This is a genomic window from Campylobacter sp. 2457A (genome assembly GCF_020135895.1).
Taxonomy (GTDB): Bacteria; Campylobacterota; Campylobacteria; order Campylobacterales; family Campylobacteraceae; genus Campylobacter_D; species Campylobacter_D taeniopygiae.
Genome location: NZ_JACHTO010000101.1, coordinates 1 through 474, shown reverse-complemented (window position 1 = coordinate 474; position 474 = coordinate 1). Strand labels below are relative to the sequence as shown.

Annotated in this window: 1 protein-coding gene; it reads left to right on the top strand. The window is 31.4% G+C overall.

Annotation, left to right across the window (positions count from 1 at the left end; translation table 11 throughout):
• Positions 1-474, top strand: a 474-nt coding sequence (locus H2280_RS08525) for an autotransporter domain-containing protein (protein WP_337216270.1), incomplete at both ends; no start/stop codon positions are given.

Here is a 474-nt window from a genome sequence, read left to right as displayed (position 1 = left end):
TTTTAACACCTTATTTACAACAAGTAAAGGTCAAGAAGTTTATCTAAAAGCTCAAGGTAAAACAGCCTTTGTTAAAAATGAATTAGGTAAAAAAATCGGTAAGAGTGAAGCTAAAGCTAATCCACATTCTTATGCTTATGGTTTAGGTACAGATTTGGGTATGAATTTTAACTATGGCAATAATATCTTCTCTCCAGAAGTAGGTTTAGCTTATGAAGGTGGTTATACTGAAGCTTTTTCTATGATCAATACCAAAGGTCAAGCTACAGTTAAAGGTGGAGAAAGAACTTATGCAAACTATTTAAATCTTTTCTCTACAAGAACAAGCTTTACATGGTTTAGAGATTGGTTGCCAAATTTAAAAACTTCTATGACTTTAGGAGCTAAGCTTAATATCAATCCAGAAGTTACAGCTAAAGCTAGATTTGGTCAAGTAAAAGTAAAAGATAAATTCCATTTACCAAGATTACAAAG